18 protein-coding genes are annotated in these 17,236 nt (G+C 48.1%); 1 reads left to right on the top strand and 17 read right to left on the bottom strand.

Annotated features, from left to right (window positions below):
* Positions 1-81: 81 nt before the first annotated feature.
* The 17 genes from J7E85_RS24795 to J7E85_RS24720 form a co-directional block, all read right to left on the bottom strand.
* Complete coding sequence (locus J7E85_RS24795) at positions 82-627, bottom strand: GNAT family N-acetyltransferase (protein WP_215162545.1); 546 nt, start codon at positions 625-627, stop codon at positions 82-84.
* A 49-nt stretch (positions 628-676) separates the two neighbouring features.
* Entirely contained in the window at positions 677-1,018 is a 342-nt protein-coding gene (locus tag J7E85_RS24790; RefSeq protein WP_215162544.1) for a DUF3139 domain-containing protein, read from the bottom strand.
* Positions 1,019-1,035: 17 nt separating this feature from the next.
* Positions 1,036-1,491, bottom strand: coding sequence for a hypothetical protein (locus tag J7E85_RS24785; protein ID WP_251036025.1), 456 nt, complete (start codon positions 1,489-1,491; stop codon positions 1,036-1,038).
* A gap of 219 nt (positions 1,492-1,710) precedes the next feature.
* On the bottom strand, positions 1,711-2,877 hold the full coding sequence (locus tag J7E85_RS24780; protein ID WP_215162542.1) for a purple acid phosphatase family protein: 1,167 nt from the start codon (positions 2,875-2,877) through the stop codon (positions 1,711-1,713).
* Between the two features lie 199 nt (positions 2,878-3,076).
* On the bottom strand, positions 3,077-3,481 hold the full coding sequence (locus tag J7E85_RS24775; RefSeq protein WP_251036024.1) for a NusG domain II-containing protein: 405 nt from the start codon (positions 3,479-3,481) through the stop codon (positions 3,077-3,079).
* 135 nt (positions 3,482-3,616) lie between these two features.
* A complete protein-coding gene (locus tag J7E85_RS24770; RefSeq protein WP_215162538.1) occupies positions 3,617-4,087 on the bottom strand; it encodes a hypothetical protein in 471 nt (156 codons plus the stop codon).
* 14 nt (positions 4,088-4,101) lie between these two features.
* Positions 4,102-4,641: a thioredoxin domain-containing protein gene (locus J7E85_RS24765; protein WP_215162536.1), complete on the bottom strand. Its 540-nt coding sequence runs from the start codon at positions 4,639-4,641 to the stop codon at positions 4,102-4,104.
* Positions 4,642-4,651: 10 nt separating this feature from the next.
* Positions 4,652-5,179: a hypothetical protein gene (locus J7E85_RS24760; protein WP_215162529.1), complete on the bottom strand. Its 528-nt coding sequence runs from the start codon at positions 5,177-5,179 to the stop codon at positions 4,652-4,654.
* A 22-nt stretch (positions 5,180-5,201) separates the two neighbouring features.
* Positions 5,202-5,837 carry a hypothetical protein gene (locus tag J7E85_RS24755; RefSeq protein ID WP_251036028.1) on the bottom strand — a complete coding sequence of 212 codons (636 nt, stop codon included), beginning with the start codon at positions 5,835-5,837 and terminating at the stop codon, positions 5,202-5,204.
* A gap of 203 nt (positions 5,838-6,040) precedes the next feature.
* Positions 6,041-7,492, bottom strand: a complete 1,452-nt coding sequence (locus tag J7E85_RS24750; protein WP_215162525.1) for a carbon starvation CstA family protein — start codon at positions 7,490-7,492, stop codon at positions 6,041-6,043.
* A 210-nt stretch (positions 7,493-7,702) separates the two neighbouring features.
* Complete coding sequence (locus J7E85_RS24745; protein ID WP_215162523.1) at positions 7,703-8,440, bottom strand: LytR/AlgR family response regulator transcription factor; 738 nt, start codon at positions 8,438-8,440, stop codon at positions 7,703-7,705.
* A 19-nt stretch (positions 8,441-8,459) separates the two neighbouring features.
* Positions 8,460-10,211 carry a LytS/YhcK type 5TM receptor domain-containing protein gene (locus J7E85_RS24740; RefSeq protein ID WP_215162603.1) on the bottom strand — a complete coding sequence of 584 codons (1,752 nt, stop codon included), beginning with the start codon at positions 10,209-10,211 and terminating at the stop codon, positions 8,460-8,462.
* Between the two features lie 210 nt (positions 10,212-10,421).
* Complete coding sequence (locus J7E85_RS34270) at positions 10,422-10,790, bottom strand: GNAT family N-acetyltransferase (RefSeq protein WP_251036023.1); 369 nt, start codon at positions 10,788-10,790, stop codon at positions 10,422-10,424.
* Positions 10,775-11,023, bottom strand: a complete 249-nt coding sequence (locus J7E85_RS34265) for a hypothetical protein (RefSeq protein ID WP_251036022.1) — start codon at positions 11,021-11,023, stop codon at positions 10,775-10,777. The genes J7E85_RS34270 and J7E85_RS34265 overlap by 16 nt, the downstream gene beginning before the upstream one ends.
* A 12-nt stretch (positions 11,024-11,035) precedes the next feature.
* Positions 11,036-11,620 carry a DUF6320 domain-containing protein gene (locus tag J7E85_RS24730; RefSeq protein ID WP_353049553.1) on the bottom strand — a complete coding sequence of 195 codons (585 nt, stop codon included), beginning with the start codon at positions 11,618-11,620 and terminating at the stop codon, positions 11,036-11,038.
* 92 nt (positions 11,621-11,712) lie between these two features.
* Positions 11,713-12,984 carry an alcohol acetyltransferase gene (locus J7E85_RS24725; protein ID WP_215162519.1) on the bottom strand — a complete coding sequence of 424 codons (1,272 nt, stop codon included), beginning with the start codon at positions 12,982-12,984 and terminating at the stop codon, positions 11,713-11,715.
* A gap of 84 nt (positions 12,985-13,068) precedes the next feature.
* Positions 13,069-13,680 (bottom strand): YkoP family protein, encoded by a 612-nt coding sequence (locus J7E85_RS24720; protein ID WP_215162601.1) that lies wholly within the window; start codon positions 13,678-13,680, stop codon positions 13,069-13,071.
* Positions 13,681-14,102: 422 nt separating this feature from the next.
* Here J7E85_RS24720 and J7E85_RS24715 point away from each other — a divergent pair, with 422 nt between their 5' ends.
* Positions 14,103-16,493: a glycoside hydrolase family 18 protein gene (locus tag J7E85_RS24715; RefSeq protein WP_215162517.1), complete on the top strand. Its 2,391-nt coding sequence runs from the start codon at positions 14,103-14,105 to the stop codon at positions 16,491-16,493.
* The last annotated feature ends 743 nt before the right edge of the window (positions 16,494-17,236 follow it).

Genomic DNA, 17,236 nt, shown 5'->3' with positions numbered 1-17,236 from the left:
AAATACTCCCATCTCAGGTCTGAGTCTTGATGATCGGTTTGTCTTGGAACCCATTGAAGTATATACTTCGTTTCCATGCGTTTACTCCATGCGTTCATTGCGGATAACCTTATGTAGGTGGTCTTCCCAGACGCCGTTAATCTTCAGATATTTGATGGCCAGTCCTTCTTCGTAGAAGCCTAGTCGTCTCACTACATTCAACGAAGCTTTGTTTCTTGGCATGATGTTAGCTTCCAATCGGTGCAGCTCCAGCGTATCAAAACAATAGGCGACCACGGCACTTAGCGCTTCGGTCATATACCCTTTTCCCGTATGTGCCTGTGCCAGCTTGTACCCCACATGTGCCGATTGAAAGACGCCTCGAACGATATTGCTGATCGCAATCGAACCGATGATTTCATCATCTTGATGCAGCCACACTTTAAACAGAGATCCGTCGGCTATGCTTCGACTCTCCGCAGCCAGAATCTCCGCCTGCTTATCAATGGTATAGAACTCAGCTTCTCTAGCTGGCTCCCATACCTGCCAATGGTCATCATTCTTGACTATAAAATCCACCACATCCGCTGCCCGATCCCGATCCATGGTCTTCAACTGTAGACGTGAAGTTTGTAGCGTAATGGACATGCTATGCTCCCCCCCTGAACAACTTAAACTGAAATTAGATAATACCATATCAGTCCCTTGGGTTATAATGCTTTAGCTTTGATCGGGTAATTCCACGGGCTTTCCCCTCAGGAGTCAATCGGTATTCGAACTGCATAATCGTATCATGGGCAAAATAAATATACTCGACATCAGGCTCGTCCTTGAACACCACGACGACATAAAAGGGAGGCAGCTTAATCCCCCAGACGCCTTGTACCGACTGTATCTCATCCTTGCTGTAACGTTCTTCTTCAAGCAGGTAGGCATTCACCTTCTTAGCGTAGATCATTTTGTTCGCCTGCACATACACAAAAGGAGACAGAAGCACAAGAACTAACAAAACCAATAATGCAATTTTGATTTTCTTCATTATATTCCCTGCTATTTTCATAGATTAAAATGCCGTTTAACCTCTTCGTAGTTCTCCAGAATGCTTCTGCTTCCGTCCACGAAGATAACCTTGAATCCCCGATCCATGGCGTCCTTGGCCACAAATGCCGCAAAGCCGATATCTCGTCCCATCCAATTCTGAAACGCGGTATCAGGATCATCACATTGATTCAGAATATCATGGATCCATTCCCGCTTCGCATAATGCTCCTTCTGGAAATCCGGTACCGGCACGACCCAGATCGCCTGATGAGGGCTGGATACCAGCTGTGCTACTTTTACCGGCAAAAGGGCTGCGCCCTTCACAATGATGGGGCTCGTGTCCGGCATGGCCGATACATCATCCACAATCATTCGGAATTCCTCGCGATAAAACTCCAGTTCTTCATGAACCTGCTGCTCTACAGGTCGTGACCACAACGCATTCCAGGGCATATCCTTCAATCCGAACATGGTGGGAAACTCAGACGGATTGCTTGCGTTCACATGCTTCTCGTTGAACAGATCACATTACGTTTTTTAACTCATTTCGAATGTCTAGCAATACGTTCCAGATCGCCCTCAAATATACCACAACGAATAAAAAGCCTACAATTAATATCAATGCGAGCATTTCCATCTTCACCCCACCTTACTGCTTGGACTGGAGACCTGCATTCAACCATATCTCTTCTATATGTATTCTCTCTTACCTTTAGTGCTTTTTCGTATCCGCAGCGTATCAAACAGCCGCCCTTCATCATCGATGACGCGCACTTCCAAGCGATCTGATGTTACGACAACTTGCAGAAAATGAGGCACCGCCAAGGACTGCGAGGTATGCCATTCCCTCTTAGGTAGCAACCAGCCCGGCATGGCACCAGCGCCGCCAGCAACGATGTAAACAATACCGTTGTCATAATCCACGTTTCCTTGAGTTAACGGATGACTTCGTTCATATACAATCGTATGCGAGTTGATAACCAGATCCACCCCGTATCGTTCAAATACCGGGCAAAGCTGTCGCAAATCCTCGACTTGATAGCCGCCCGAAACATATGGCGGGTAGTGAAAATATACAATTTTCCACCTGCGATTGCTTGTTGATAGCTCGCGTTCCAAGAAATCATACTGCGCATTTCCTGGACTCATCACGCCGGAGCTGCGAGGATAATCTTCTTTTCTGATCAAATCCGTGCTGTCTAAGCAGATGAAATGAACATCGCCGTAATGAAATGCGTAGAAATTCTTCGGTTCGGGAAAAGCAAACAGGTCGTAATACCATGACGCGTTGTCCTCATGATTTCCCAGGCAACTGTAGATAGGCGTATCTACAAAAAAATCTCGTCCTGGTCCAAAGAAATACTTGTCCCAATCCTCAGCGGTCTTCCCGTCATGGACGACATCTCCTACAAATAAGGCGATATCGGGTCGATACTGCTTCATCCGGCTGAAAATCCTCTGATTTATTCGTCCTCCCGACGAATCAAACCCGCTATAACCTCCGGTTTCACTGGTCACCGTAAAAGAGAATGGCTCACCTTGTCCTGCTGCTGTCTTGAACATATAAAATCCCGAATCAATCTTATCTGATTCATGCTGGGAGTAGATCCTGTAATAATAAGTGGTTCCGGGCTCGAGACCCTCCACAGTTATTTGGTGTATCCGTGTTGGAGACTCATCAGCGAAAGTACCGAATAGGTCAACAGGCTGCTTGTAGTTCCCTTGATGTCCGCTATGTATTCTCTCGGCATGCAGGACGTCCACCCTGGAAGTTGCAGGGAGTGACGTTTCCCACATCACGGTCATGGTGTGTTCGGTCGGGTTTTGCAGGTACGGCCCTTTCATAATGGAAAGCATGTTCAGCCTCCTTCGTTCCTATTTTTCGGGAAATTATGGTAGCACGACCTCACTTCCTCTCTAATTATAACTATCCTTTCAGCTAAAAAGTTACGCTAACCTTACATTCACGCCAATGTCCTAAATAACGAAAAGAACCGGCAAAAACCCCCGGTTCTTAGTAAAATTTATGATAGTCATACCCTCTTGTACCTCGAACTTAGCCTACCACAGCATCCAGTTCCGTCTCACGCTGTTCATGTTCGGGAACTAACACCTCGACCACGACTCTGGTCGGTACGCAGATGATCTGCTGATAGGGTTCCGAGATAAATCCCATATCCAGTGCAATTCTCTTCGGGGCATCCGAGTATATCATCTGGATCCCGTAGTCATACACTTTCAATGTGTTGTGTCCAAACTTGGTCTTAATATCAATGATACGTTCGTCCCCGGTCAGTGGGACAGTTTCGTATTCTTTGCCATTCACCGTAATCAAGGCCTGCAGTTGTCCTTGCTGGTAATCCACATGGCTATGCTTCCACCATTGCAGACCTGTCAAGGTGCCCAGGATCAGGATCAAGGCAAACAGGATCATATCTCCGCGTCTTAATCTGGACAACATGCTCCCTCCTGACATGCACAGTCTTTGGAACCCAAGTATGTATGATGTGCGAAACCATCGAAATGAATTTTGTCACATTCGATTACAATGTTGATTTCATCATGAATTGCATAAATCACATACCTCATTCTTCTATCAATACAGCTCCGTTGACCTGCATGCACAGATCACATACCGTCCATAGACTTGGGCTCCCTGATAACACCAATCTCGGCCGATATAAGGGTGCACATATTGCGAGATGCAATCCTGACACTTGGCTCGATGTCCTACTGGATCACTCGTATACCACCACCCGGAAGGATAAGGACATAGACCTTTACAATCGTTAATCACCGTCTTGGGTGTGCAAATGATATAATCGGACGGACAGGAAGCATCTGCACCGCAGCCCGAGCAATATTGTCCATGCGGGGGCCGGCAGGGCCCCGCAGCAAACGAGATTTTGACGATATCGTCATCATCGGGCCGGACCAATACTTTGGCAAGCGTCTCAGCCGTTTTTTGCGCAAATTTATTCAGTAGCGACTTCCGATTCATCTTCCGGATAACCCGGCTGATCAACACCTGCGTCTCTTCGTCCTTGTTCTCCGGCTTCCGCCACATACTCTCACCTCATCTTAAGAAGCCCTTGATGCTTTCGCGTACGCTTCAAGCTGTTCCCGGCTGTTGACCAAACCCTTATGCCTGATAACGCCGTTCATATCCACCGCATAAGCATAGGGGGTGACCTGCACATCTAGATGATTCGCAAACTCCGAACTTACGATCAGCACCTCATCGTCATAAGCTATTTTTCGGACATAATCCGATGCTAAATCCACGGACGAGAATAGCAAAAGAATGGGTTTCACGTTATTCATCCTGGCGATCCGCCTAAAATCCGGCAAAATATCGGCGCATTCCTTACACGTCGGCGATCCAAACAGCATGATGGAAGGCGTGCCAATCAGCTCGCTCGTGGACCACTCGGCTCCCTGCAGGGTCGTCGTTGAGGCCCCGGGTATTTTATTGCCGACCGGAATGCCGGACTGATTCACGCCTCTCGCGGTACCCATCACCATAATCCCCAACTGCCGAAACAGGACCAGATTCAGAATGACCAACGGTACGACCAGAATCCACAGCATGGTATATGAGATCCAGAAGAACGTGTTCATCGCGGCCTCCTTACAACCTTTTAATTTTGGAAACATAAGGTGCGGCAATCTCGCGGTATATTCGGATTGCATGCAGCGCATCCGGAACCCCTATGATGATAAAGAGCGATAACAGCAGCATCATCCCCTCCATAAGCAGGCCGGTAACAGCGAAAGAGTGACTGTGCGCAAACCAGACAGGATGGCTGTAAGCCAACCCCATGAGACCCATCGCCAGATTGAACCCAATCAATGGAAAGCCAAGCTTGGAGCCGATCTGAGGCCCGAGACAGCCGCATTCCACCCATCCTTTTTTTCGGATGAAATAAGCAACACCCACGCCCTGAATGAAATAGAGTAAAGAGATGCCCAGGAAGCTGAGCTGCGATGGAAAACAATATACCAAGGTCACTGACAGGACTTGCAGGAGGATGAGCAGAACATGCAGACGGGCACTTCCGGGGAAACGATCCGGATCACCGAATACACGGCTCCAGCCAAAGCTCACCACTGATAACAGCATCGGCAGAGTAACGGATATCGCGAGCAAATCATACATGGGTCCGTAAACTCCTTTCTCTTCAGTAGCTGATGATCCAGATGATAGAACCGATGATCAGCAGCTTGGATACCGTTTGCCGCACGGCCGTAAGCAGCGTGAGGTTGCGTACCCTTTTTTCAAGCATGCGGTACACGATGGATCGAATCAGCGGGAAACTGAACAAGGTACCGCGAACAACCCCAAACGTTGCCCCTGCCAGCAGGCTCAGCCACCATGGAGCGGCGAACAAGGAGACCAGGATATAGGCGTGAAAGAGGACGCCCACCTGTAATGTGATGAAACCCAAGCCAAGAATCTGGCCCCATAATGCCGCGGAGCGGTACCCTGCGTGCTTGATCCATTCGGAGGGAACGATAAAATTACCGGATGGAAGAATCCCTGTTTTCTGAATGAACTCTAAGCCCAGGAGTATGGCAAACAGCACGACAATAATATAGTTTTGATATACACCAACAGGGGTTAATTTCAGTAAAAAATTAATGAACCCGATCGCCAGTCCCGTCATAGCGCCGCCCAGGGTACAGGACACGATATACACCAGCGCATATTTGGATTTACTGACCTTCGTGCCCTCCAGACTGCCTAACACATTCAGCCCACAGGTGGTGTCCACGCTGGCCACTGCGGCACCGACGGCAAATATAAAGAGCAACATCGACAGCAAGTCATGCCACCTCCCCACAATTCTTAGAAATGAACCCTTCACCTTCATCTTATGAGTGACAGCCTGTCGATTATTTACACAAATATGCGATGGATATGCCCGCTACATGGCTATCTTATTGAGAAAAAAAGAAACCGTCCATGGACAATCTCCATAGACGGTTTAGATTTATACATGCACGCTCCATGATTTCGTTATGCCACCTTATGATAATCCGAGATATCGACCTCAAGCGGCATTTCGGCTGCGCGTGCTTTTTGGGCCGCTTTAAAGAATACAATGACTAATATGACACTGATGACAGCACCCACGATATAAGAAACATTCATGGACTGCCTGAACCCGATCTCGGCGTTCAGAATGTAGACCGTAGTTGTGTAGAGCATAAACGCACCGGGAATCAGCGCCACCCAGTAATTTTTACGGGCAATGAACAGGTACATCGCACCGACAAACAGAGCAATAACCGCGGTGGCCTGGTTCGCCCAGGAGAAATATCTCCAGAGAATATTAAAGTCAATCTGCGTTAAGGCAATGGAAATGACAAACAAAGGAATGGCAATGATAAGGCGCCGCTTCATGCTGAATTGTGGCAGCTTGATATAATCCGCAATGATCATACGCGCACTCCGGAATGCGGTATCCCCTGAGGTAATCGGCAGCACGATCACTCCCAGTACAGCCAGCGTGCCTACAACGGCACCTAACGTCACCTTCGCGACCTCGCTTACGACAAGACCCGTTCCGCCGGTAGCAAGAAGCTCGTTCAAGCCATTGGGCCCCTGGAACAAACTCATCGCAGCTGCGGCCCATACCATGGCTATGATCCCCTCGGCAATCATCATTCCATAGAAGATTTTACGTCCCTGCTTCTCGGTCTGTGTAGTCCGGGAAATAATCGGCGTCTGGGTAGCATGGAATCCGGATAAGGCGCCGCACGTAATCGTCAGAAACAATAGCGGGAAAATCGGCATATGATCCGGATGCAAATTGGCTAATGTCAATTCCGGTATCGGTACCTGCTGTATAATCAGCATCCCGCCGACACCAAGAGATGCTATGAGTAACAGTGCGCCGAATATCGGATAGAAGCGGCCAATGATTTTATCAATGGGCAGCAGCGTAGCCAGAATGTAGTAGCCGAAAATAAACAGGGTGATGATCCATAAATTGACTTTGCCGTTCATCAGATTGTGAAGCAGGCTGGCTGGTGAGGTCACAAAGACGGTACCTACCAAGACCAGCAGCAGAATCGCGAAAGCGTTCACAACATGCTTCATCACTTTACCCAGAAATTTGCCAGCAAGCTCCGGCAGATGCGCACCGCGGTTGCGGATGGAGATCATACCCGTCAGGTAATCATGCACAGCCCCGGCAAAAATACACCCCAGCACAATCCAGATAAACGCAACCGGTCCATAGAGCGCTCCCATAATGGGTCCGAAAATGGGTCCCACTCCGGCTATATTGAGGAGCTGAATCAGCGAGTTTTTGTTCGAGCTCATGGGCAGATAATCGACGCCGTCCTGATTGACATAAGCAGGCGTGGTTCGTTCTTCTTTAACTCCGAACATTTTTTCAATGTATTTTCCATAAGTGAAATATCCAATAACCAGCAGAATGATCGATATGATGAAGGTATACATGCCTTCGCCACCTTTCCTTGAAATCGCTTACATTGATTATAAGAAATTATCGAGGTCATAGGGCGATTTTGAACTAACATGTCGTCTAGACGCATTAAGATGTTCAAATTTAAGGTTATTATGCATATCGACGGAACTCTCTCATCAAGCTCTCATCAATCCCTCATCGACACGTGAGCATTCCATCCATCCTCATCATCTCCAAAATGACTAGAGCTCCAAAGCTTCTCGAAATGCCTTGGCATAATTTCGGCTTACAGCTAGTTTGTCGCTACAACCCTTAAGCTCAAGCTGGAATGCGCCGTTAAACCAAGGAACCAGACTTTTGACATAATCAAGATGTACCACATAGCTTTTATGAATCCGGAAGAACGGATACTGCCGAAGCTTCGATTCCAGCTCCTTGAGCGGCGTTTTAACATGATATTGCTTATCGGCTGTGACAATCTTGGAGTATGCATCCTCCCGTGAGATATAAATAATATCATTCGGGTCTATAAACTTGATTTCCCCCTCCACATCCAGCGACAGCTTGCCCGAAGCTTTCGAATACCCAGGTGCTGCAGGGTCTTCCTTCCGTAATGATTGCTCAAGGCGTCTCACCGTCTCCGCCAGCCGATCTTCGTCTATGGGTTTTAACAGATAGTCCAATGCTTCAAACCGGAAGGCCTCTACACCGAATTGAGCATACGCCGTGGCAAACACGATTCTCGGAGGGAGCTTCAACTCGTTCAAGGCTCTCGCCGTTTCAAGCCCGTTCAATAAGGGCATTTCAATATCCAGAAATACGGCTTCCGGCTTCAACTGCATGGTCTTTAACACCGCCTGTTCCCCGGAATCCGCTTCCCCAACGATCTCCAATGTAGGATGCTGCTTCAATAAATAAATCAGTTCTTCGCGGCTATATCGTTCATCATCCACGATGAGTGTTCGAATGCGTTCGATCATGTGTAATAAATCCCTGCCTTCATGAGTAGAGTTTTACGTTAGCGGCTGTGGGAATCTGAAATTGAATTTCTGTCCCGACCGCTTCATCACTTCGGATGTTTAATGATGCATGGGGCCCATACATCAAGGCCAATCTCCTGTTCACATTATACACAGCCATTCCCGTACCCGATGAAGAATCGAGCATTTGGCGTCCCAATAACTGAAGTCGTTCCGGCGTAATCCCCGTTCCGTTATCCTTGATCATAACGAATACACCACTAGCCGGATCACCCTGAATGCGGATAAGGATGACACAATGGTCTGTTTTGTTCCTGAAACCGTGGCGTATGCTGTTCTCGATTAATGGCTGTAAGGTCAGCGGCGGCACAAGCGCCTGCAACGCAGAATCCTCTACCTCATATTGAATTTGCAGCTTATCCTCGAATCTGGTTTGTTCAATGCTCATATAAGAACGTATATGCTGCAGTTCATCCTGAAGCGTAGCCTTCTCAGCGGTTGCGGCGGTCAAATTCTGACGAATATAGTCTGAGAGACTCCGCAGCAGCTTTCTTGCCTTCTCTGCATCAATCCGTGTCAAGGAGAGGATGGTGTTTAATGCATTAAACAAAAAGTGCGGATGAATTTGTGCTTGAAGCGTCTTGATCTCAGCTTCCCTGGCAAGTTCCTTGGTTTCCTCCAATTGAGCGGCCTCCAGCTGGTAGCTTAACAGCATCGTAAGACCTGACATCAACTCTGTTGTAACGTGGGTAATGTCCTTCGGACTTCGAAAATAGAACTTGAGGGTACCCACGGTCTGACCTCCTTGTTTCAAAGGTCCAATAACAGCCGCGCCCAGTGGACAATCTGGCTTCTGGCACTGAATATGCACCCGATCCGCGATCAGTTGCTCCCCTTGTTCAATGACCCGACGCGTCACTTCCGTCTGCAGCGGACGGCCCGCCGCGTGATGATCATCTCCCGTCCCAACATGGGCCAGAATCATCCGATCATTCGTGATCGCGATCGCACTAGCGTTGACTTCCTCGTAAAGAATCCGGCATACCGCTTCCGCGGATTGCACATTCATCCCCTGACGCATGTACTCAATGGTTCTGCGGGCAATACGAAGAGAAGTTTGAGCCTGCTGAGCCGCTACCTTCTCCTCTTCATTCAATACGGATCGGATAATGAGCAGAAACAGAGCACAACCGATCCCGTTAGCTACAATCATCGGAACTCCAATATAGCCGACCAAGGACATCGCCTGTTCAAATGGTCTGGACAGAAGCAGGATGATCAGCATTTGAAGGGATTCTGCCAATGCCCCCATTAGAAGCGCAGCTGAGAAAGAAACCTGCTCATTCTTCTTATGAAACAAGCTGGCCAGAAGCCCTGCAAGTATGGTTGCGAGCCCACAGGCCAAACTCGTGAATCCCCCTAATGTAAAACGGTGAAGCCCTGCAATCAGTCCTGCACCGAGCCCGATTCTGTAGCCTCCGAATAATCCGGCCATGACTACACCGACAACCCTTGAATTCGCAATCGCTTCGTCTCCGGACACCTGCATCATCCATTTGTTAACTTCAAGTGATTCGGTGTTCACCGTAATACCGGTATACGTCCCGATAATACCTAAAATACCGAAGACTAATATGGCTTGTATCTGTTGTACAGACCCCAGCTTGTCCTGGCTTATCATTGTCCGGAAGAACCTCAACCGGGTTACGATAAATGCAATCGTCACAATAATGCCAATCCGTTCGGTCATTGTAATCAGCAGTTCAAACATGGCGTCACCCCGCAATCTGACTAGGAATCGGTTACTCGTCACGCATAGATTCCTTATGAAGTTTGCCGTAAATCTGGCAATACATACTAAATTATCATGGCAGAGGCTCAAAAAACAACAAAAAAACCTCCCGCTTCAATTACATTTAAAGCGGAGGTTGTTAAACTCCATACCATCCTATTCGTTTGAGAATCTCCGTTTATATGATTATCACCTGATAACCGGTTTTCTCCATTCCATATAAATACGGTCGCTGAACCCTTTTTCCTCTGTATCATCCTCGTATTTGCGTTCAAATTCCCGGAACCCTAATTTCTGATATAACGATAGCGCGACCTGGTTGCTATCGGTCACTTCCAGAACATAACGCTTGTATGGCAGCTCCTCCATAACATGCTTCATTAAAGCGGTGGAAACGCCTTTGCCGCGCGCTTTTGTAGTAGTTGCCACACATTCGATATAACCCGTCTCGTCATCATAGGGCAATGCCGGGTTAAATTCGTTATTCATGATATTATATGCAAGTTCCCCTGTCTTGTCTCCAAAAGCCTCCTGAAGCGGAGCTAATTCGACCGGCATGGCCCGCTGCCCATGATGGGAACAGGGTAAATCCCGATTATGACTCCCTGGACCTCCGCTACATAAAACACCTCAGGACTGAAGAGACTCTGGAAGGCTTTCTTCAAGGTGCTTCGGTCCTGGGTGAAATAGGACAATTCGTTATAATACCCATCGACAAACACTTCCGCCACTTCCTCGCGAATGTCTCGTTCATAATCTGCCATTCTTCTAATCGTAATGGAGCACATCATGTTCTCCCCCTGTTAAAAATGTAATCTGCGCTTCATATCCTTTCGAAATCCCTTATCTGCAATCAGGCACATCCCGCTAAACGTTAATAAGGCATATACGGCCGCCGCAACGGCTGTCCATAATACGTGCGACATGCCGATGGCATACAGTAATAAGGGCACAAACCCAAGCAAGATCAGGGTCAACAAGTAACCTGCGAACTCGCGCCAGCGCATTTTTCTAGTGCAGCATATAACGGTAATCAGAAGGGTTGCCGCCATCATCAGGAACGGAATGACGTAGCCGGTCGACCAGTAATTCGTACCCGCTGCTACGTTGAGCCAAAGCAGCATGCCGGATAGTCCGAGCAGCTGTACGACGATTTTGCCACCGAGGTGAGACTTGGACATCAAGGTATGTCTGATGAACAGCCATGCATAGAGCACGCAGGGCATGAGGTACAGACTCCACCATACTTCGTGATTTCCCAGAATATTGATAAGAACGGATAAGCCGATGACGGACACGGCAATGAAGGTAAGCCACTTGGATAAAAGACTGCTCGCACGCTGCTCCTCAACAGCCTCATAGACGGGGTACCAAGAATTATCTCCCACAGATGGTGCATCGCCCTTACCCTGTAAATTTCTCCGGCATAAGGGACATGTTGCGTGCGCCGGGTCTACGGATACCTCACAGCTCTCACATCTCATGCACCCATCCCCCAATCGTTGCTGACGATCTTTATATCCAATCCGCTTAAGCTGGCAAGCTGACGAAAAAAGTGCCTGATCACATCGCTCTCAACGATATTCCTGGCAAAGGTGATGGTCAACTGGTCATTGATCGAACTGACCGCACAGTTCATTGGACTCTTGGCTGTAGGATACATCGTGGTTTCCATCGACTCGATATGTGCAGCCATACTCGCAGGGATGTCGACTCGGCCCAGATTGGTGAGTGTAAGCGTTTTGGCCTCTTCACCGTAATGGTCGAATCCATAACGAATCGCCAGATCCTTCAATTTCAGCGGCGTGAATCGGGATAACAGGTTCTTCTCGTATTTCATGCTGCCGGCCATCGCTTGGCTTAGATAAGACTTCGTCGTTTTCTCTTTCATCTGTGCATGCACGATACCTTGTACATCATCCAATGTCATGCCTTCCTTTATCTGTACGCCTATGTTAATGACCGCAAAAAAGTTGCGCAGGCTGCTCGAAGGGAAGATTTTTCGCAGGTTCACCGGCATGCTAATCACGATCGGCCGGTTCTCGTTGTTGAAAGGCAACGTGGTCTCATAAACCGCCATGATCAAAATCGCTGTCAGGTAAGCGGTGAGGGTCACTCCCTTCTGCTTGGCCGCCCCATTCAGCCGCGAGGCGTGAATCATGCCGTGGATGACGTTATGTCCATAAGGAGAGAATCGGGTACCGGGAATTTGCAGGGCCTCCGGCATTCTGGAATCGGCCGTGACCGAAGTATAATGAGCTTTAAAGCTGTCCTGTGCTTCGGCATAACGAGCAAATGAAGCGGGCGGCAGAATCAGACCTTCCTTGTCCTCCACGTACTCACCGAGCAGATATAAATACTGGAACACCAAGGTTTTGAGGAACTCCAGAGCCCCGCCTCCGTCTGTTAACGCATGGAAAATCTCTACACTGATCTTGTTGCCATGATATAAAATTCTCACCAAGCTTCCGTTCTCCGTCGAGAGGGCTGCGGGAGCACAGGGATAGGTGGATTCCGGTTCCACCATCAAACGTGCCTCCTTCTCCCGCAGAAATTTCCAGAACAGGCCATTTCTAAGCTCAACGTTCAATAGAGGGAATCTCTTTATAACGCTATCGAGCGCCTGTTGTAAAACCGATGGCTTCACGTGACTTGTCAGCATCATCGACAACCGGTAGGTTGATGAATTCTCCCTTCCGGCAACCGCGGGAAACAGCTTCCCGGCGTGGTCAAGTTTATACCATTCTTCCATCTGTTGCTCTCCTCATTTCTTGTCGAACTCCAATTTTGCTGTTTATAACTGGATTACCCTATGTACGTCCAATGCCTCTTTTACTCAAGCTTCAACCGCAGCCGATACCAAGAGGGCATGCCCCTCTTCATGTGAAGGCCGCTTATCCGCCATTGAAAATCGCTTCATCAGCGATGAGCGTGTATGTATTAACATCATCGGAACAAGTAATTCGGTTCTTCGATCAATCCGGCTCTTGCCATCCGGGTGCATCACGGATAATAACATTCGCAGGTAGGACGTGGTCAGCTTCTGGAACAAGTCCGGTTTCATCGCTTGATGCTCAAAACCAAGCCCGTGCGTTAATCCACGGTGAAGTAGTGTAATCCCGACCAATGCGCTGACCTCGCTGAACTCCGACTGACCTTCATATGCACGGCTAATCTGCAGCATGGACTTTCTTGCAAGTCTTGCTATTTTCAGAGCCGCACGATCCGGCCCTTCCGATCGGATGAGTTTCAAAATCGTTTCATTATCCAAATGTAACTCGCCTACCAGGTCTCCATTATGAATGACCGTCGAGTCCTCGCAGACGATGCACTCGCCTCGATGCTTCTTAATCATGACCGTGCAAATGCCAAAGCGCGAGATATGCGAGCTGCGGAACCTGGAAATGAAGCTGAAGATACGTTCCCATATCATCCAGGAGCTTTGCATGACTGTTTTAAATAATTTTCGCAGCAGTTGAAACACCTCACTATATATTTGATTGAATATTTCATTCCATGATTCTCCAGTAAAATTCCGTTAATCTCATCATAAAGGAGATCTGCACAGGTTCACACCGCCTCAGGTACAGAGTTGCCCTCGGTCTCAAGACGGAGATGCGGATCAAAAAAAGTTGCCAATCCGAACGTTTTCGAGATGAGCACAGCTCTTGTTGAACTACTCAAAGACATTCCCCTATTCAAATTAATAACCTGCCACGTTCCTAACATCAGTTCTAATTGGTTTTTTTCGTAATATTAAAAAGTAAGCGCTTCATATTTACGCAAATGTATACTCTTAGGATAAGCAAGCCATTGTAACTGCCGTAGAATCCATTAGGTTTACATCAAACTGACAAGGATGTGACTACGATGACGCTTTCACATTTACGTAGGTGCGGGCTTTTGTTTCTGGCGGCAGTGTTCATCTCTGCAATCTGGGTTCCACTCCCCCATGCCAAGGCAGCAGCGTTAATTACAATCGATTCCCATCAGGATGGGCACACGCTTCAGCCAGGTGTGTCTGAGTTATTCGGGACCTACAATGGTGTGTATGAGCTTCAACTCATCGTAAACGGAGAGTTTGTGACGGATGTTCAGATGGATGATCCCAACGGTGATAACAGCGGGTCCTGGTCCTACAAGCTCGACACAAGTCAATTGGACGGTTCAGTCGAAATGGTGCTGAAAGCAAATGACGCGGTTACGCGTTATGGCATCTGGTCTCCTTGGATTCACCTGAACGTCGATAATCCTGCAGCCCATATTCCGGAAGTGGAGATTACCAGCCCTATAGAGTATACGTTGCAGCGTAACAAAGTGGATATTAACATATCCGCTACAGGTAAAAATCCGATATCACTTATCGAGCTCCGTATCGATGGTGGAGAATGGCTGCAGGTCTCCCCTGCCAAATACGGCTATAAATATACATTCGATTCGCGTCAATCCCCGCTACAGGTTCACAGCCTGGAAGCCAGAGCAACTGATTCCTATGGCAATATAGGCTATAGCCTAACGGTCTATGCAAGAACAGGCGGGCATCCCCCGGTTAACCAAGGCAAAAATCCCGCGACGGTTACAGATGCCGTTTATACAGATCTCATCCACCCAACTCCCGTTAACGTAATTGAAGAAGTATACAATCCCTCCGCGACGAACCCTGAAACGGTAACTAGCAGCACCTATAACTCAGAACCGGTGACAGATCAAGATCGTGCGATCTGGATCTGGGAAAATGCCTCCTACCCTCTCGTTCTGAATCCGAACTCCCGCGTTGTCCTCTCGTCCATGGCAAAGGATACCACAACCTTTAATCAACGTCCGATTACGACGCTTTATTTGGCTGTAGGTCAATATAACGGAACCAAAATGCTGGAGGATCATCGAAGTGAGGTTCAACCATTCATCGAGTGGGCACACGCTGAGGGTTTTCGAGTTCAAGCGTTAATCGCTGGCGGTACCACCCCACCTTACTTCGGAGCCTATAGTCGATATCAGACTCATGCCGTAAGGGAATTTGAGCAGATATTGAATTACAATTTGGCCTCAGGCGAGTCCGCTCGGTTTGATGGCGTGAACTTGGATACAGAACCGTATATCCTGCCGGATTTCAAAACAGCAAAGCCTTCCGTCCAGATTCAGTACCTGGATATGCTGCAGCTGCTGATGGAACGTAAGCAGGCATCGGGACTCGCCTTGTCAGTTGGCGCAGCGATTCCTAGATGGTACGACACTTCGGCCGACGCCAGCAATATTGCATGGAATGGAAAGACGAAATGGCTGTCTGAGCATATTCAGGACACGGCCGATTATATCTCGATTATGAATTATCGCGATCAGGCCGATGGGAGCGCCGGTATTATCGCACAAGCGCTAAACGAGCTGGCCTATGCAAATACGATCGGCAAGCCGAAGTCGGTTGTTATCGGAGTCGAGACGAAAGACATCGCGGATGGCGGGGATCCGGAAACCATCAGCTTCCATGAAGAAGGGCGAACTTACATGGAGCAGGAGTTAAACAAGGTGTATGACGCTTTTCTGAACGATTCAGCGTTTGGAGGCATCGCTCTCCATCACTACTCCTCGATCGTTGATTTTCCAAGCGAATGGGGACCTGGCGGCTACGCATGGCAGCCTCCTGCTGACCATGAACCGCCAAGTACGGTTAGCGGGGCAACAGCTGCCACGTTTGATTTCCAACGCATTAATATAACTTACAATATGGCGATGGATAACACAGCCGTGAATGCATATCGGATCTATCGGGGGACCGAAGCCGACTTTGAGATTGGACCCGCTACTTACGCCGGAACCTCGAAAGGACTTACCTACAAAGATACCGGACTGCTGCCAAGCACCACCTATTATTATAAAATCACGGCGGTCGACATCAGCGGCAATGAAGGAGCTCCCAGCGTGTCTGCTTCAGCAACCACAGCGCCGTCCACCATGAAACCCATGGTCATTGATCAGATGACCATCACCTATTCTAATGGTGCCGCCAGAGTAACCATGCAGATGGTCGATATGGAAACAAGGCAGCCTGTTACGGCCAAGATCAGCGGACGATTCACCCATATGGCAGGCAAATATGTTAATGTCACAACAAATGCGGAAGGCGTGTTCCAATCGCAATCCGAGCTCATCTCCGTATCCCGTGGCGAGATCGGTTTCCTGCCACGGCGCATCATGGCGGACTCCTATTACTGGGCCAGTGCTTATGACCAACTCCCGTACCCAACGGTGATATGGGAGCCTTGAGGCTCAGTTTGATTGTACGTTACAGTCGCATTTAGACAAGAAACGCCCAGGCCTAAGCCTGGGCGTATGTTGCTTCACTATTTTTGAAGGAATCGACATTCTCTCTATAGGATCGTACGGGAAATGATCGCACCTAGTTAATAGCAATATCGGCATCAACAAAATTGTTGAGCCATGTAGGTCTTACCTGTCTATTCCCGCTGATTAATATGATCATGTATGCACCTCCCATAACAGCCATGTCTTATGATAATGGTTATATAGGTTAATCAAAATACTTCTTATAGTTATCTAATAATTCTATTGGACTTACTTCATCTTCTTCCTTAAAAGACTCCTCGTCCGATTCAACTTGTTATACGAATTTAGAGCCGGTTTAAAAGGAAGCTCGAGAGGGGGCAGTCTCGGATATTGAACGAGAAATCGTACAATTGGGCTTGCCGTGGGCGGACAGGTTTAGCTTTTGTACGATATTTCGTACAAAAGGGCATACCGCAAGCAACCAGACTCAGCAATTGTACGAAATATCGTACAATCGGGCTTGCCGTGGGCGGACAGGTTTAGCTTTTGTACGATATTTCGTACAAAAGGGCATACCGCAAGCAACCAGATTCATCATTTGTACGATATTTCGTACAAAAGGGCATACCGCAAGCAACCAGACTCAGCTTTTGTGCGAAATATCGTACAATTGGGCGTGCCGCAAACAACCAGACTCAGCATTTGTACGATATATCGTACAA

It is taken from the genome of Paenibacillus sp. ISL-20, from assembly GCF_018613005.1.
Lineage (GTDB): Bacteria > Bacillota > Bacilli > Paenibacillales > Paenibacillaceae > Paenibacillus_AQ.
This window is presented reverse-complemented; position numbering and strand designations above follow the sequence as displayed.

What these genes read in the sequence shown, in the direction of transcription:
- J7E85_RS24795 (WP_215162545.1), bottom strand. Translation starts at nt 627, where the DNA reads ATGTCCATTACGCTACAAACTTCACGTCTACAGTTGAAGACCATGGAT.
- J7E85_RS24790 (WP_215162544.1), bottom strand. Translation starts at nt 1,018, where the DNA reads ATGAAGAAAATCAAAATTGCATTATTGGTTTTGTTAGTTCTTGTGCTT.
- J7E85_RS24785 (WP_251036025.1), bottom strand. Translation starts at nt 1,491, where the DNA reads ATGTTCGGATTGAAGGATATGCCCTGGAATGCGTTGTGGTCACGACCT.
- J7E85_RS24780 (WP_215162542.1), bottom strand. Translation starts at nt 2,877, where the DNA reads ATGCTTTCCATTATGAAAGGGCCGTACCTGCAAAACCCGACCGAACAC.
- J7E85_RS24775 (WP_251036024.1), bottom strand. Translation starts at nt 3,481, where the DNA reads ATGTTGTCCAGATTAAGACGCGGAGATATGATCCTGTTTGCCTTGATC.
- J7E85_RS24770 (WP_215162538.1), bottom strand. Translation starts at nt 4,087, where the DNA reads ATGTGGCGGAAGCCGGAGAACAAGGACGAAGAGACGCAGGTGTTGATC.
- J7E85_RS24765 (WP_215162536.1), bottom strand. Translation starts at nt 4,641, where the DNA reads ATGAACACGTTCTTCTGGATCTCATATACCATGCTGTGGATTCTGGTC.
- J7E85_RS24760 (WP_215162529.1), bottom strand. Translation starts at nt 5,179, where the DNA reads ATGTATGATTTGCTCGCGATATCCGTTACTCTGCCGATGCTGTTATCA.
- J7E85_RS24755 (WP_251036028.1), bottom strand. Translation starts at nt 5,837, where the DNA reads ATGTTGCTCTTTATATTTGCCGTCGGTGCCGCAGTGGCCAGCGTGGAC.
- J7E85_RS24750 (WP_215162525.1), bottom strand. Translation starts at nt 7,492, where the DNA reads ATGTATACCTTCATCATATCGATCATTCTGCTGGTTATTGGATATTTC.
- J7E85_RS24745 (WP_215162523.1), bottom strand. Translation starts at nt 8,440, where the DNA reads ATGATCGAACGCATTCGAACACTCATCGTGGATGATGAACGATATAGC.
- J7E85_RS24740 (WP_215162603.1), bottom strand. Translation starts at nt 10,211, where the DNA reads ATGTTTGAACTGCTGATTACAATGACCGAACGGATTGGCATTATTGTG.
- J7E85_RS34270 (WP_251036023.1), bottom strand. Translation starts at nt 10,790, where the DNA reads ATGCCGGTCGAATTAGCTCCGCTTCAGGAGGCTTTTGGAGACAAGACA.
- J7E85_RS34265 (WP_251036022.1), bottom strand. Translation starts at nt 11,023, where the DNA reads ATGATGTGCTCCATTACGATTAGAAGAATGGCAGATTATGAACGAGAC.
- J7E85_RS24725 (WP_215162519.1), bottom strand. Translation starts at nt 12,984, where the DNA reads ATGGAAGAATGGTATAAACTTGACCACGCCGGGAAGCTGTTTCCCGCG.
- J7E85_RS24720 (WP_215162601.1), bottom strand. Translation starts at nt 13,680, where the DNA reads ATGCAAAGCTCCTGGATGATATGGGAACGTATCTTCAGCTTCATTTCC.
- J7E85_RS24715 (WP_215162517.1), top strand. Translation starts at nt 14,103, where the DNA reads ATGACGCTTTCACATTTACGTAGGTGCGGGCTTTTGTTTCTGGCGGCA.